14 protein-coding genes are annotated in these 13,321 nt (G+C 71.0%); 6 read left to right on the top strand and 8 right to left on the bottom strand.

Annotated features, from left to right (window positions below):
* Position 1: 1 nt before the first annotated feature.
* Positions 2-538, bottom strand: a complete 537-nt coding sequence (locus tag ACCO44_RS16645; RefSeq protein ID WP_262001645.1) for a MarR family winged helix-turn-helix transcriptional regulator — start codon at positions 536-538, stop codon at positions 2-4.
* A 173-nt stretch (positions 539-711) separates the two neighbouring features.
* On the opposite strand from ACCO44_RS16645, the gene ACCO44_RS16640 reads away from it, so the two are divergent.
* Genes ACCO44_RS16640 through ACCO44_RS16620 form a run of 5 tightly spaced genes read left to right on the top strand, consistent with a single transcriptional unit; the run spans position 712 to position 5,423 of the window.
* Positions 712-1,488, top strand: coding sequence for an electron transfer flavoprotein subunit beta (locus ACCO44_RS16640; RefSeq protein ID WP_372467466.1), 777 nt, complete (start codon positions 712-714; stop codon positions 1,486-1,488).
* Between the two features lies 1 nt (position 1,489).
* Positions 1,490-2,461 (top strand): electron transfer flavoprotein subunit alpha/FixB family protein, encoded by a 972-nt coding sequence (locus tag ACCO44_RS16635; protein ID WP_372467465.1) that lies wholly within the window; start codon positions 1,490-1,492, stop codon positions 2,459-2,461.
* 2 nt (positions 2,462-2,463) lie between these two features.
* On the top strand, positions 2,464-4,173 hold the full coding sequence (locus ACCO44_RS16630; protein WP_372467464.1) for a cytochrome b/b6 domain-containing protein: 1,710 nt from the start codon (positions 2,464-2,466) through the stop codon (positions 4,171-4,173).
* 45 nt (positions 4,174-4,218) lie between these two features.
* The gene (locus ACCO44_RS16625) at positions 4,219-4,977 is read left to right on the top strand and encodes a hypothetical protein (RefSeq protein ID WP_372467463.1); all 759 of its coding nucleotides are present in this window, start codon (positions 4,219-4,221) and stop codon (positions 4,975-4,977) included.
* Positions 4,974-5,423, top strand: a complete 450-nt coding sequence (locus ACCO44_RS16620; protein WP_262001640.1) for a nuclear transport factor 2 family protein — start codon at positions 4,974-4,976, stop codon at positions 5,421-5,423. Before ACCO44_RS16625 ends, ACCO44_RS16620 begins: the two co-directional genes overlap by 4 nt.
* Before the next feature lie 10 nt (positions 5,424-5,433).
* Here ACCO44_RS16620 and ACCO44_RS16615 read toward each other — a convergent pair whose 3' ends face one another.
* Both ACCO44_RS16615 and ACCO44_RS16610 read right to left on the bottom strand, forming a co-directional pair.
* A complete protein-coding gene (locus ACCO44_RS16615; RefSeq protein ID WP_372467462.1) occupies positions 5,434-6,594 on the bottom strand; it encodes an NADH:flavin oxidoreductase/NADH oxidase in 1,161 nt (386 codons plus the stop codon).
* On the bottom strand, positions 6,591-7,988 hold the full coding sequence (locus tag ACCO44_RS16610) for an MFS transporter (RefSeq protein ID WP_372467461.1): 1,398 nt from the start codon (positions 7,986-7,988) through the stop codon (positions 6,591-6,593). The genes ACCO44_RS16615 and ACCO44_RS16610 overlap by 4 nt, the downstream gene beginning before the upstream one ends.
* Before the next feature lie 88 nt (positions 7,989-8,076).
* Between ACCO44_RS16610 and ACCO44_RS16605 the strand changes: the two genes are divergently transcribed.
* Entirely contained in the window at positions 8,077-9,111 is a 1,035-nt protein-coding gene (locus ACCO44_RS16605) for an MBL fold metallo-hydrolase (RefSeq protein WP_372467460.1), read from the top strand.
* Here ACCO44_RS16605 and ACCO44_RS16600 read toward each other — a convergent pair.
* The 5 genes from ACCO44_RS16600 to ACCO44_RS16580 form a co-directional block, all read right to left on the bottom strand.
* Positions 9,098-9,532, bottom strand: a complete 435-nt coding sequence (locus ACCO44_RS16600) for a nuclear transport factor 2 family protein (protein ID WP_372467459.1) — start codon at positions 9,530-9,532, stop codon at positions 9,098-9,100. The genes ACCO44_RS16605 and ACCO44_RS16600 overlap by 14 nt on opposite strands.
* Positions 9,529-9,969, bottom strand: a complete 441-nt coding sequence (locus tag ACCO44_RS16595; protein ID WP_262001635.1) for a thioesterase family protein — start codon at positions 9,967-9,969, stop codon at positions 9,529-9,531. The genes ACCO44_RS16600 and ACCO44_RS16595 overlap by 4 nt, the downstream gene beginning before the upstream one ends.
* Positions 9,966-10,709: an SDR family NAD(P)-dependent oxidoreductase gene (locus ACCO44_RS16590; protein WP_372467458.1), complete on the bottom strand. Its 744-nt coding sequence runs from the start codon at positions 10,707-10,709 to the stop codon at positions 9,966-9,968. The genes ACCO44_RS16595 and ACCO44_RS16590 overlap by 4 nt, the downstream gene beginning before the upstream one ends.
* A gap of 84 nt (positions 10,710-10,793) precedes the next feature.
* The gene (locus ACCO44_RS16585; RefSeq protein WP_372467457.1) at positions 10,794-12,392 is read right to left on the bottom strand and encodes a flavin-containing monooxygenase; all 1,599 of its coding nucleotides are present in this window, start codon (positions 12,390-12,392) and stop codon (positions 10,794-10,796) included.
* Positions 12,389-13,315 (bottom strand): alpha/beta hydrolase, encoded by a 927-nt coding sequence (locus tag ACCO44_RS16580; protein WP_372467456.1) that lies wholly within the window; start codon positions 13,313-13,315, stop codon positions 12,389-12,391. The genes ACCO44_RS16585 and ACCO44_RS16580 overlap by 4 nt, the downstream gene beginning before the upstream one ends.
* Between the last annotated feature and the right edge of the window lie 6 nt (positions 13,316-13,321).

The raw sequence follows: 13,321 nt of genomic DNA, 5'->3' as shown, positions 1-13,321 counted from the left end.
GTCAGAGGGCGTCGGGCTGCGGACGCGGATCGGCGAAGTCTCCGGCGTCCTTGCGCAGTCGCGCGACGATCGCGACGAGCTCGGCAGCGTCGTCGCGGCTCATGCCGGGGTCGGCGAAGACCTCGGAGTTCAGCGCCCGGGTGGCGCGTTCGACCAGCTCTCGACCGGCATCCGTGAGTGCGAGGAGTGCGGCGCGTCCGTCGTGCGGATGCGGCTCCCTGGCGATGAGCCCGTCGCGGACCAGGCGTTCCGCCGTACTGGTCACCGTGGTCGGGTGCACCTGGAGGCGGGCGACCACGCTCGACAGGGGGAGGCGACCGGCGCGGCTGAACGCCAGCAGGCGCAGCACCTCGAACCGGGCGAAGCTGAGGGCGAATGGCTTGAGCGCCGCATCGACCCGGGCGAGCAGCAGCTGCTGGGCCCGCATGACCGAGGTGACGACGGCCATGCCGTCGGCGGCATCCGTCCATCCGTGAGCGAGCCACTGCCGCTTGGCTTCGGCGAGCGGGTCCACGGGAAGAGGGCGGGGTCGGGTCACGTCTCTACGGTACCGGCGGGGGAGGATGGGGGGACCGCGGCGCGCACGGCCGCCGCAGTGTGGAGTATGTATACATTGTCGGCGGAAACGGCGGCTCCGAACCGTGATTACCTCCGTTTTTGGCTACATAGAGCCCGATGCGGATAGACTCGGGCTGTCGTGAGGAGCATTCGATGAAGATCTTCGTCCTGGTCAAAGAGGTGCCGGACACCTATGGCGATCGCAAGCTGAATCTCGAGACCGGACTCGCCGATCGTGCGGCCGGCGATGTCGTCCTCGACGAGATCACCGAGCGGGCGCTCGAGGTCGCGCTCAGCTACGCCGACAAGAACGAGGGCACGGAGGTCGTCGCCTTGTCGATGGCTCCCGCCGGCTCGACCGCCTCGGTGCGCCGGGCGCTCGCGATCGGCGCCGCATCGGCCGTGCACATCGCCGACGAACAGCTCGCCGGCGCCGACCTCGGTCTCACCGCCGAAGTGCTGGCCGCGGCCATCCGCCGCGGTGCGCCGGATCTCGTCATCACCGGCAACCTGTCGACAGACGGCTCCGGCGGCGTCATCCCGGCGATGCTCGCCGAGCACCTCGGATTCGCCCAGGCCACCGCGCTCAGCTCCGTGGAGATCACCGACTCCGAGGTCTCCGGCACCCGCGCCGCCGACGCCGGCGGGCAGCCGGTCTCGGCCCCGCTGCCCTCGGTGATCTCGATCACCGAGGCGCTCCCCGATGCGCGCTTCCCCAACTTCAAGGGCATCATGGCGGCGAAGAAGAAGCCCCTCGAGGTGCTCTCGCTCGCCGACCTCGACGTCTCGGCAGATCCGTCCGCCGCTCCGCGGACGATCATGACCGCCGTGTCGGAGAAGCCCCCGCGGGCCGCCGGCGTGAAGATCACCGATGAAGGCGACGCGGCCGACAAGCTCGTCGAGTACCTCGTGCAGAACAGGCTGGTGTGAGATGACCTCGTCCGAGAACCCGATCCTCGTCCTCATCGACGTCGACCCGTCCGGCTATGTCGCGAGCAGCACGGCGGCACTCATCGGCGCGGCCTCGACGATCGGCTCGCCCGTGGCGCTCATCGTCGGTGGCAGCCCGGCCGCGGTTGATCAGGCCGCTGCGGCAGGAGCATCGGTCGTGCTCACCGCCGACGGCGACCCGTCCGTGCTCACCGTGCCGATCGTGGATGCCCTGCAGGCCGCGGCCGCACAGGTGCGCCCCGACGCCGTGCTGATCTCGAACTCGATCTCCGGCCGCGATGTCGCCGGGCGCTTCGCGGCGCGCACGAAGAGCGCCCTCTCGGTGGATGCCGTGGGCGTCTCCCGTGACGACGAGGGCGTCGTCGCCCACCATTCCGTCTACGGCGGGGCATACCTCGTCGACTCGGCCGCGACCTTCGGCACTCCGGTGATCACGGTGCGTCAGGGCGCGGTGGATGCGCGCGCCGAGGCCGTGCCGTCGCACTCGGTCGAGGTGCTCGACGTCACCCCGTCCGGCGCGGTCGCCGCGACGGCTGGTCCGGTCGAGGCTGTCGAGGTCGCCTCCTCCCGCCCCGAGCTGCGCGGAGCCACGCGAGTCGTCTCCGGTGGACGCGGCCTCGCGTCGAAGGAGAAGTTCGTGCTCGTCGAAGAGCTCGCCGATGCGCTCGGCGCTGCCGTCGGTGCGTCCAGAGCCGCCGTCGACGCGGGATACATCCCGCAGTCGCACCAGGTCGGTCAGACCGGCGTCTCGGTGTCTCCGCAGCTGTATGTCGCTCTCGGCATCTCGGGTGCGATCCAGCACCGCGCGGGCATGCAGACCTCCAAGAACATCGTCGCGATCAACAAGGACCCGGAGGCACCGATCTTCGACGTCGCCGACTTCGGCATCGTCGGCGACGTGTTCGCGGTGGTCCCGAAGGTGATCGCCGCCCTCGAGGCGCGGAAGAAGTAGTCATGGCGACGCGGATGCTGCGACGCGGTCTGCCGCGCGTGCCGGGCGGGGAGCCGTGGCCGCCCGCCGATGCGGTGGTGTCGGATGCGGTGGTGTCGGATGATGCATCGTCGGATGCCGTGGCGGAATCGTCGGTCGCACCGGTCGCACCGGTCGCCGACGTCGGTGCCGAGCCGGTCCCCGTGGCGGCGACGACGGATGCTGTCGCCGAGGCGGAAGGGGCAGGCGCCCCTGTCGCAGCTGCGTCTCCGGTTGTCGACGCCGCGGTGAGCGGTGGATCGCGTATCCGTCGCGGTCTGCCGCGCGTGCCGGGTGGCGAGCCGTGGCCTCCAGCGGACGTTGCCCTTCCTGGCCAGCCCGCTGCTGCGCGTGCTGCTAGCTCCGCGGTCGGTACGGCCTCGGTCTCCGACTCGAGCGCGACCGCGGCCCCGGTCATCGCGTCGGGAGCGACCCCGGTCGTTGAGCGAGCGCAGCGAGACGAAACGCCCCGAGTCACAGAACCTTCCATGTCTGCTGGCACCAGCATCCGTCGAGGGCTTCCACGCATCGCGGGAGGGGAGGCCTGGCCGCCCGCGGGAACTGTCCCGGTGGCGGACGTTTCGTCTCGGTCGGCTTCGCCGTCCTCGCTCAACGACCGGGTGGTGGAGGCGGACTCGCTCAACGAGGCTGTCGCCGCCCCGGAACCCGCCGCCCCGGCCGCCGGTTCCGCCCTGGTCGTCCCGGTCCTCGCCGACCTCGACACCCCGCTGCCGTGGACTCGTACGGTCTGGAGAGGTCGCGCTCCGCGCCACGTCGCCGAGACTCCGTCGTCGGGTCGCCCGCGTCCGACCTGGCCGCAGGCGATCGCGGTCCTGTTCGGCGCCGCGGCACTCGGGGTGCTGGCTGGTGCCGCCATCGCCTTCGTGCGGGCGCTCCTGAGCTTCCCGTTCATGCAGGACTTCCTCGCGGCGTTCCCCGGCGAGTACGAGCCGGCGATCGCGGTCGAGCCGGGCTTCGCGCCGTGGGTCAACTGGGCGCACTTCTTCAACATGTTCCTGATCGTGCTGATCATCCGCTCGGGGCTGCAGGTGCGCACCGAGAAGCGGCCGACGGTGTTCTGGACGCCGCGCGGAAACGCGAAGGGCAAGATCAGCCTGAATCTCTGGTTCCACCAGGCGCTCGACATCCTGTGGCTCGTCAACGGCGTGATCTTCGTCGTGCTGCTGTTCGTCACCGGGCACTGGGTGCGGATCGTGCCGACGAGCTGGGAGGTCTTCCCGAACGCACTGTCAGCGGCCCTGCAGTACGTCTCGTTCGACTGGCCGCACGAGAACGGCTGGAACAACTACAACAGCCTGCAGCAGCTCGCGTACTTCGTGACCGTGTTCATCGCGGCGCCGCTGGCGGCGATCACCGGGTTCCGCATGTCGGGGCTGTGGCCGAAGAAGGCCGAGAAGCTGTCCAAGGCGTACCCGGTGGAGTGGGCGCGCGCGCTGCACTTCCCGATCATGCTGTACTTCGTGGCGTTCATCATCGCCCACGTCGCGCTCGTGATGCTCACCGGATTCCTGCGCAACCTGAACCACATGTTCGCGTCGCAGGATGCGGCCACCTGGACCGGGTTCTGGGTCTTCATCCTCTCGCTCGTGGTGATCGCGCTCGCCTGGGTGGCCGCCCGCCCGCTGGTGCTCGCGCCGATCGCGAAGGTGTTCGGCAAGGTCTCGGGGCGCTGAGGAGGATTCCTCCACGAGGGTGTTGACACCTAACCAAGCAAACGCTTGACTGACAAGGTGTTCGCGCCTCTCGCCTTCTTCTCCTTCGTCCGCCTCGACGACCGCTCGCTGCATGGGGACTACAACCGGTGGCATCAGCTCGACCATCGTCCGGAGAACCTCGCGCTCCCCGGCGTGGCCTGGGGTGACCGGTGGGATGTCCGCCCGGAATACGCCGAGCTCGCCGACGGGTCGCTTTCCGGCGCCGTCGACTTCGTCGCCATGTACTGGTTCCGCGATCCCGTGGACGAATCGGTCGCAGCCTGGGACGCCCTCGGCGAGGCGTCGTTCCAGTGGGGGCGCGGTCCGCTGATCCCCGGCATCCACCGGCCGATGCTGGCGTTCTTCCGTCCGGTCAAGGGGTACGCCGCCGCGCGGGCGCTGGTCGACCCGGAGGTGCTGCCCTACCGTCCGCACCGGGGGATCCACCTCACCGCGACCCGGTTCACCGATCCGCACGGGGGCGAGACGCACGAGGCGCACCGTCGCGAGGACCGCGAGCTCATCCCCGCTCTGCTCGACGTCGACGGCGTGGCCGGAGCCTGGACGTTCTCGTACAGCCACCCGCAGCGGCACTCATCGCTGCCGTTCGACGAGACGCCGGCGGATCCGCCCGGGAGCATCCGCATCCGCCTGGTGTACCTGGAAGACGACCCCGCCGACGTGACCCCGCGGCTCCGCGCGGTCGAGGACGGCTTCCCCGAGGCGGGGGAGCGGATGCTGTCCACCCCGGTGAAGACGATCATCCCCTGGCAGGACTGGTGAGCGAGGCGCTGGAGCGGCGCCTGCAGGTGCTGGAGGACCGCGCCGAGATCGCCGATCTCATCGCGCGGTACGGCCCCGCTGCGGATTCCGGTGATGCCGACGCGGTCGCGGCGCTGTGGGCACCGGGCGGCACCTATCAGTTCGATGACACGGTGCTCGGGGCCGACGACATCCGCTCGCTCGTGTCGATCCCGACGCACGTGGAGTACATGCGCCGCGGGTGCGCGCACATCGTCTCCGCGCCGCGCATCGAGATCGACGGCGACGACGCCGTGGCGGTGACGCACTCGGTCGTGATGCTGCGCGAGGGCGAGCGCTGGATCGGCGAACGGGTCAGCGCGAACCGTTGGGAGCTGCGCCGCACGGCCGATGGATGGCGGGTGCAGCGCCGTCGCAACCGTCTGCTCGACGGAGACGGAGCCGCCCGGGAGCTGCTGGCCCGCTGAGGTGTCCGGGTCAGCGCTCGAAGCGGCTGAGGGGGGTCTCGCCTGCCGCGGCGAGGCGCGCGAGCGTGCGGGCTCGGGGGCCGAGGGCGCTGCCGAAGCGCACGTCCCAGGACTCGTGTGTGTCGTCACCCAGGGCGATGCGGGCGTGGTGCGGCCAGTTCGGGTCGTCGAGCGCCTGTCGCCCGAGGAGCACCAGGTCGGAGTCGCCGTCGTGGATGAGGCGGGCGGCCTGTTCCGGGTCGACGACGAGCCCGACGGTCGCCGTGCGCACACCGACCTCGTCGCGGATGCGGTGTGAGAAGTCGGCGTGGAAGGCGAAGCCCCGACGGATGCGGGTGTCGACCGTGCGGTCGGTGGTGATCCCACCCGAGGAGGTGTCGATCACGTCGACGCCCGCGGTGGCGAGTCGACGCGCCACCTCGACCGTCTCGTCGATGCCCAGCCCGCCCTCGGCTCCGTCGACCGACGAGATGCGGAACGAGAGGGGGACGCCGCCGCCGATCGCGTCGCGGACTGCGGCGACGACCTCGAGCGGATAGCGCAGACGGTTCTCGGGGCTGCCGCCGTAGTGGTCGGTGCGCCGGTTCGACACGGGGGAGAGGAAGGAGTGCAGGAGGTAGCCGTGCGCGCCGTGGAGCTCGACGAAGCGGAACCCGGCAGCCACCGCGCGGGCGGCCGCGTCGTGCCAATCCTGCACGGACCGGGCGATCTGCGCCGTGGTGAGCGCGGCGGGGACGGCATGACCCGGGCCGGCGGACAGGGCGCTCGGGGCGACGAGGGGCCAGGGGCCGAATCCGGCCGACGCATCCTCGTCGTCGAGCGGAGCGCCCGCGCGCCAGGGCTCCCGGACGGCGGCGCGGCGTCCGGCGTGCCCGAGCTGCACGCCCGGCACCGATCCCGACGCGGCCACGAGCGCGGTGACCCGTCGCCATCCGGGGATCTGCTCGTCGCTCCACAGCCCGGTGTCGAACGGCGAGATGCGGCCGTGCGGGTGCACGGCCGTCGCCTCGGCGATGACGAGCCCTGCACCGCCGAGAGCGAAGCGGCCGAGGTGCGCGACGTGGAAGTCGGCGACCAGTCCGTCACGCGAGGCGTACATGCACATCGGTGAGATGCCCACGCGGTTCGGCAGGGTCACATCGCGCAGGGTCAGCGGAGAGAAGAGGCTCATGCGGGCTCCTTGGAATGGGGCAGGCGGAGGAAGGCGGCGAGCACCGCGGTGACCACGCCGCACGCAGCGGCGAAGCCGAGCGACAGCTGCAGCGCCCGCTCGGAGAGGAAGGCGGGATCGGCGGTCGACGGGAGTGCGGCGATCACGAACGCGAAGAGCGCGGCGGCGACGGCGCCGGAGAGGGTGCGGATGACGGAGTTGACACCGTTCGCCGTAGCCACCTCGTCGGAGGGCACCGAGGCGGTGATCAGCGACGGCATCGCGGCGAACGCGAAGGCGACACCCGCGCCCACCAGGGCGGACCCGATGAGGACGGGCAGGGCGCCGCCGTGGAAGAGCACTCGGAACAGGAAGGCGAACGCCATCATCGCCGATCCGAGCAGGAGTGCGCGTTGACCGCCGAAGCGCGTGATGACGCGCGCTGCGAGAGGGGCGAGCGCGATCATCGTCAGAGCGGACGGCAGGAGGAACAGCCCGGCCGCGGCCGTGGCGACATCGAGTCCATAGCCCGTGGATGTCGGCGCGAGGGCCTCCTGCGTCGTGAGCAGGTGGTTGGCGTACATCCCGAACGTGGCGAAGAACGAGGCGATGTTGATGGGCAGGATCGGGGCGCGCATGGCGGTGCGCACGTCGATCAGAGGGGCCGGATGTCGCCGCTCCCACACCATCCAGAGCACGAGAGTCGCGACCGCGAGCAGTCCGAGCCCCAGGGTGAGCGGGCTCGCCCACCCCCAATACTGTCCCCGGGAGATCGCCAGCAGCAGCGCGGTGAGACCGAGGGTGAGCAGCACCGCGCCGATGAGGTCGAAGGCGCGACTCGGGCCGGTGGGCGCCTCGGGGATGCGCACCCGGATCAGGACGCAGAACAGGGCGCCGACGACCGCCGAGCACCAGAAGACGGTCGGCAGACCTCCCCACTCGAGCAGCGGCCCCGCGAGGACCAGCCCGAGGGCGGAGCCCATGCCGAGCGTGCCGCTCATGAGGGCGATGCCGAGGACGGCCCGCCGACGCGAGACGAGAGCGCTCAGAAGGCCGATGCCGATCGGGACCACCGCGGTGCCGAAACCCTGGAGTGCGCGGCCGATCAGCACGGCCGTGAACCCGGGGATCACGGCGGCGATCACGGAGCCGATGACGAGCAGCCCCATCGACACCAGCAGGAGGAGGCGGCGGCCGTGCATGTCAGCGAGCCGGGTGACGACCGGGGTGCCGACCACCCCGGCGAGGAGGGTGACCGTGATCAGCCAGGAGGCGTCGGCCGCCGTGGTGTCGAGCAGCTCGGGGACCAGCGGGAGGAGAGGGACGATGAGCGTGAACTGGAGCGACGTCAGCATTCCGCAGGCGGCGAGCAGGGCCACCACCACGCGCTCGTGCCGTTCTCGTTCCGACTTCACCGTCACCGTTCCACTCGCAGGAGCGCCGTCCCTGTCGTCAGGCTATCCGGATCTCGTCAAATGAACAAGCGATTGCTAGGGTGGCGGGATGAGCAGCCGAGCGGATGACGTCGTCCCCGTCGATGAGGCCGAGCGTGACGCCTGGGAAGCCGGTCTCCTGCGCGACGCGGCCGACCTCGGCGACGGTCTCTGGGGCATCCCCGTGGCGATCCCGGAAGGGACTCTCCCCGGCACGCTCGCCTACGCGCTCGTCGGCGACGATGGGGTGCATCTGGTCGACCCCGGGTGGGACACCGCGGCGAATCTCGGGCGCATCGAGCGGGCGGTGAGGGTGGCCGGACGGTCGCTGCCCGACATCGCGACGGTCGTCGTCACCCACCACCACCCCGATCATCTCGGTCTCGCCGAACGCGTGCGGACGCTCACCGGTGCGCGGATCGTGATGTCCGCCGCCGAGCGACGGGTGCTCGCCGCGGCCGTCGATCCTGCGGCGCGGGACCCCGAGTCGTATCGGGCCACTCTGGCGCGATGGGGCGTGCCGGACGGGCGTCATGACGAACTGCTGGCCTCGTTCACACGGCCGTCGCTCACGGGCGACGTCGAGCCCGACCTGCTCGTGGGTGACGGCGACGTGCTGGAGCTCGCTGGCAGGCGGCTCGAGGTCATCGCGACCCCGGGTCACACGGGCGGGCACATCTGTCTCGCCGACCGTGACGCCCGCCTGCTCTTCACCGGCGATCACGTGCTGCCGCGCATCTACTCCGGTGTCGGCATCGGTGTGCTCGCGGGGGACGAGCCGATGGGCGACCTGCTGGCGTCGCTCGACCGCCTCGCCGAGTTCGACGACTTCACGGTGCTGCCCGGACACGAGTTCCGCTTCACCGGGCTCGCGGCACGCCGCGCACGGATAGCCGCCCACCACCTGCGTCGCGCCGGAGAGGTGGCGGCGCTCGCCGCGGAACTCGGTGACCGATCGGTGTGGGCCTACGCGAGCAGGCTCACCTGGACCTCGGGCTGGCACGGGCTCGACGGGTTCTGGCTGCACTCGGCGCTGCGTCAGACCGAGATGCACCTCGGTCTGGTCCGCAGCGGGCGTGCGGCAGCGTGGCTCAGCCGCGGCTGATCTCGCGGCGGTGCAGTCGCCAGCCGGACTCGCCCCGCACGAACACGTCGGCATAGACGCCCATGGCGGCCAGCGTCGGGATGCCGTCGGTGCCCCGGTAGTAGCGGAAGTACGAACGCGCGGTCGCCCGATCGCCGGCGACCTCGACCGTGATGCTCGACACGTCGTGACGGGTGTGCGTGCCCGGCCCCTGGATGCCCGCGGCGCGGCGCTCCTGCACGCCGGCGAGGAGGGCGGCACGACCGGAGATGGTCTGCACATCCATCGGGAGGTCCGTGGCATCGGTGAGGTCCCAGACGGCATCCGGGGTGAAGCAGTCGATGTACTGCCCGGGGTCGCCGGCATCCGCCAGTTGGGCGATGCGCGCGAGGAGCATCGCGATCTCCTGCCGATCGCCGATGGCCTGCAGGTCGACGTTCACGGCGCCTCCCCGGCCCAGCGCCGCAGGTGCGCGCGCAGGTCGGCGGGGATGGGAACCGGATCCTGTTCGGGGGAGACCGTGACGACGGTGTTCTCGGCACGAGCGACGAGCGCGTCGTCCTCGATCCTGGTCATCTCGAACGCGAACCGGAACGAGGTGCTCCCGATCCGACCCATCCGCAGGTCGATCCGGATCTCGTCGAACAGACGTGCGGCGGCCAGGTACTCGCAGGTCGTGGCCCGCGACACCGTCCACCACCCGAAGCGCTCGATGAGGGTGTCCTGACGCAGCCCCTGCAGGAACAGGAACTCCGACTGCAGGCCCTCCATCTTGGGGAACCACGCGGCGTAGTACAGGATGCCGGCCGGGTCGGTGTCGGCATAGCTGAGGCGCACCCTGTGCGAGTGGATGATCGGTCGCGGGTCGACCTCGATCACTGCGTCACCGTCCAGCCGCCGTCGACCGGGAGGAAGACGCCGTTGATGTAGCCGGCGAGCGGGGAGAACAGGAACAGTGCGGCCCACGCGATGTCGTCGGGTGTGGCCATGCGCTGAAGGGGGATGCGGGTGAGTACGCGCTGCCCGGTCTCGCTTCCCGCGAAGCCCGCCAGCCGCGGGGTATCGGTCATGCCCGGTGCCACGCCGTTGGAGCGGAACTCCGCCGAGCGGTGGGCGGCGAGGTGGCGGACGTAGCCCATGATCGCGGCCTTGGATGCCGAGTACCAGGCGTTGTCGGTGCCGACGAGGTTGCCGGCGACCGAGGTGGTGGCGACCATCGCGGCTCCCTCGCCGGGGCCGGTGGCCGCCCACGTGTCGGTCATGCGGCGCACGCTCCCCACGCAGATCTCCAGTGCCCGGTCGAAGGGGATCTCTGACGCGGATGCCGGCCCGGCGTTGTTGTGGAGGTAGCGGATCGGCCCGAGCGCGCGCACCGCATCGGTGAACCCGGCGTCCACGGCCGCGTCGTCCGACACGTCTGCCACCCAGGTGTGCACGGCGGGGGCTGTCGCGCGCACCTGCTCGGCGGTCTCGTCGAGGCCCGTCGGATTCAGGTCCCAGAGGCTGACGGCGAGACCGAGTTCTGCCGCATGCACGGCGGTGGCCCGCCCGATGCCGCTCCCGGCGCCGGTGATGAGCACCGCGTCTCCTGCTGTGAATCCGAGGTCGACTGCACCCATACCGCGCTCCTTTGCCCAAGCATTTGCTTGTTTGACTCTAGCGCTGCGGAAGGTCGAAGGCCAGCCCCGACCACCGGGGCGCCGTCACCGCGAGGAGAGCACGAAACCGCGGTAGTCGGCTGCCGCGACCTCCTCGCACCGATCGATGTAGTTCTTGAAGCCGCCGATGTACGGCAGGAACCCCCGTGCCTTGCCGGCGATGTTCGAGCCGGTGTACCACGACGGCGCCGATCCGAAGAGGGTGCGGTCGGCGAGCTCGAGGGAGTGCGCCGTCCAGGCGGCCGCCGCGTCGGACCGCGCCTCGATCGACGTGTGCCCCTGCTGTCGGCAGTGCGCGATGATCCGCAGCGCGTAGTCGCCCTGCTGCTCCGAGGTGAGTGCCATGTTCGACAGCACGCTGGGGCTGCCGGGGCCGTTCAGCACCAGCAGGTTCGGGAACCCGGGCAGGGCGATGCCGAGATAGGTCGAGGGGAAGCCGGTCCACTCCTCGCGCAGCGATCGGCCGTCGCGTCCGCGGATGTCGATCGCGGTGAGCGCGCCGGTCATGGCGTCGAAGCCCGTGGCGTACACGATCACGTCGTGCTCGCGGTGCTCGTCTGCCGTGCGGATACCGGTCGCGGTCACTGCGGCGAGGGGTTCCCGGCGCAGGTCCACCAGCGCGACGTGCGGCTCGTTGAACGTCTCGTAGTAGCCGGTGTCGGTGCAGATGCGCTTGGTGCCGACCGGGTGGTCGCGCGGTGTGAGGGATTCACGCGTCTCGGGATCCGGCACCCTCTCGGCGAGCTTCTGCTCGAAGAAGACCCGGGCGGCGTCGTTGATCACCGGGTCGACGGTGAGCCCCTGGAACGCCTTGGCGAAGAGCACGCCGCCGCGTGTCCAGCTCTCCTCGAACACCGCGCGGCGCTCGTGCTCGTCGGCGTCGGCGAAAGGGACGGGGTGGCTCGTCCAGGGAGACCCCGCGGCGCCGTTCCAGGAGAGCTCGCGCCGACGCGCCAGGTCGTCCTGCTGTCGCTGCCACTCGTCATCGTCGAGAGTCCGGTTGAACGCGGGCACGCTGTAGTTCGCGCTGCGCTGGTACACCGTGAGCTCCGCGGCATCCTGTGCGATCAGCGGGATCGCCTGCACCCCCGAGGAGCCGGTGCCGATCACGGCGACCCGCTTGCCACGCAGGTCGACCGGATCCTCCGGCCAGGCCGAGGTCTGCAGGACCTCACCCGCGAAGTCGTCGCGACCGGGAAGGTCGGGCAGCTGCGGCTTCGAGAGCCCGCCCGTCGCCATCACCAGCCAGCGTGCCGAGGCCTGGAAGCCGGACTCCGTGCGCACGTCCCAGCGCTGCGCCCGCTCGTCCCAGGACGCGGCGGCGAGACGCTCGCCGAAGCGGTAGTGACGGCGGACGTCGAACCGATCGGCGACGTGGTTCAGGTAACGCAGGATCTCGGGCTGCGTCGCGTAGCGCTCGCTCCAGCGCCACTCGCGCTGCAGGGCGTCGTCGAACGAGAACGAGTAGTCGATGCTCTCGACGTCGCAGCGGGCGCCCGGGTAGCGGTTCCAGTACCAGGTGCCGCCCACGTCGTCACCGGCCTCGAGGCCGAGGATGTCGAGTCCCGCCCGCTCGGCGTGGATCGTGGAGTATAGGCCGGCGAAGCCGGCGCCGACGATGATGACGTCGTGTTCGGGGATCATCTGCGGTCCTTCGGGTCGGGGCTGGTCAGGGAGCGGAGGTCGCTCCACAGGATCTCGGCGGCGCTCATGCCGGGGCCGTAGCCGGGGATGGTCAGGAAGCCGTGGAACTGACCGGGGTGGTGACGGAGTGTCACCGGGACGCCGGCGGAACGGAGCCGCCGGGCGTAGTCGGCGCCCTCGTCGCACAGGGGGTCGAGGCCGGCGGTGACGACGATCGCGGGCGGGAGTCCTGCGAGGTCGTCGACCGCGAGCGGGGTGACGTCGGCGTCGAAGCGGCCCGGCCGCTCACCGAGGAAGGTGCGCCAGTAGTGCGCCAGGAGCTCGGATGTGACGAAGTAGCCGGTCGCCCTCGCGCGGTGGCTCTCGGAGGACATCGTCGGATCGAGGAACGGGTAGAGCAGCACCTGTGCGACGACCGGGCTCGCGCCGCGATCGCGGAGGCCGATCGCCGCGCCGGCCGCGACGTTGCCGCCCGAGCTGTCGCCCGCGAGGAGGAGCCCGTGCGCCCCGAGTCCGGCCTCGACGGCCCAGTCCGCCGCGGTGATCACGTCGTCGCGCGCCGCGCCGGGACCGGCTTCGGGAGCGAGGCGGTAGTCGACTGAGACGACGGTGGCGCCGGTGGCGCGGGCCCATCGCCGGCAGAAGCCGTCGTGTCCGGCGATCGAGCCGTGCAGGAAACCGCCGCCGTGCGCGTACACCGTGGTCGGCGCATCCGGTCGCCGCTCGCGCGGGTGGTACGTGCGGATCGGGATGCCGTGGGTTCCGGCATCCACCACCCCGTCATCCGTCGCTGCGACGTCGTCGAGGTTCGTCGCCGGACGGATCCGCTCGTCGGCGGCAGCCCGTCCGTCGAGGGGGTCCATCGTCGCCAGCCGCGGGAAACTCGCGTTCAGCAGCTCCAGCATCCGGGTCGTCTCGTCCACATGATC

Origin of the sequence: Microbacterium maritypicum, assembly GCF_041529975.1 — a bacterium.
Lineage (GTDB): Bacteria > Actinomycetota > Actinomycetes > Actinomycetales > Microbacteriaceae > Microbacterium.
The sequence above is the reverse complement of the archived record's forward strand: the minus strand, read 5'-3'. Positions and strand labels throughout refer to the sequence as shown.

Bases quoted from the DNA above. Each gene is read 5' to 3' on its own strand.
- ACCO44_RS16640 (WP_372467466.1), top strand. From the start codon at position 712: ATGAAGATCTTCGTCCTGGTCAAAGAGGTGCCGGACACCTATGGCGAT.
- ACCO44_RS16635 (WP_372467465.1), top strand. From the start codon at position 1,490: ATGACCTCGTCCGAGAACCCGATCCTCGTCCTCATCGACGTCGACCCG.
- ACCO44_RS16630 (WP_372467464.1), top strand. From the start codon at position 2,464: ATGGCGACGCGGATGCTGCGACGCGGTCTGCCGCGCGTGCCGGGCGGG.
- ACCO44_RS16615 (WP_372467462.1), bottom strand. From the start codon at position 6,594: ATGAGCCTCTTCTCTCCGCTGACCCTGCGCGATGTGACCCTGCCGAAC.
- ACCO44_RS16605 (WP_372467460.1), top strand. From the start codon at position 8,077: ATGAGCAGCCGAGCGGATGACGTCGTCCCCGTCGATGAGGCCGAGCGT.
- ACCO44_RS16590 (WP_372467458.1), bottom strand. From the start codon at position 10,709: ATGGGTGCAGTCGACCTCGGATTCACAGCAGGAGACGCGGTGCTCATC.
- ACCO44_RS16585 (WP_372467457.1), bottom strand. From the start codon at position 12,392: ATGATCCCCGAACACGACGTCATCATCGTCGGCGCCGGCTTCGCCGGC.